The sequence below is a fragment of the uncultured Psychrosphaera sp. genome (assembly GCF_947500655.1).
Classification (GTDB): Bacteria; Pseudomonadota; Gammaproteobacteria; order Enterobacterales; family Alteromonadaceae; genus Psychrosphaera.
Genome location: NZ_CANMSK010000048.1, coordinates 1 through 363, shown reverse-complemented (window position 1 = coordinate 363; position 363 = coordinate 1). Strand labels below are relative to the sequence as shown.

The 363-nt window shown below is 44.1% G+C and carries 2 tRNA genes; both read right to left on the bottom strand.

Annotated features, from left to right (window positions below):
• Nucleotides 1–88: 88 nt before the first annotated feature.
• Nucleotides 89–164: transfer RNA gene (locus tag Q0940_RS17035), tRNA-Ala, on the bottom strand.
• A 38-nt stretch (nucleotides 165–202) separates the two neighbouring features.
• Nucleotides 203–279 (bottom strand) — tRNA-Ile (locus Q0940_RS17030).
• Nucleotides 280–363 lie beyond the last annotated feature (84 nt).

Here is a 363-nt window from a genome sequence, read left to right as displayed (position 1 = left end):
AAAGAGCAATTGAGTTTAAAAAAACTCAAATAAATAGACACTGCAATCAATGCGTATTTATTTGAGCTAACGTTCATTAAAGAAGAAATGGTGGAGCTATGCGGGATCGAACCGCAGACCTCTTCCGTGCAAGGGAAGCGCTCTCCCAGCTGAGCTATAGCCCCATCTATTTGATGGCTTGGGTTCAACATTACCAAAGGCTTGGTAGGCCTGGGCAGACTTGAACTGCCGACCTCACCCTTATCAGGGGTGCGCTCTAACCAGCTGAGCTACAGGCCTTCAGGTTTTTCTTCTTGCTCACAATTCGTAATTAATTATCTGTGTGGACACGAGTAAATCTCATAACTTTATGTATAAGGAGGT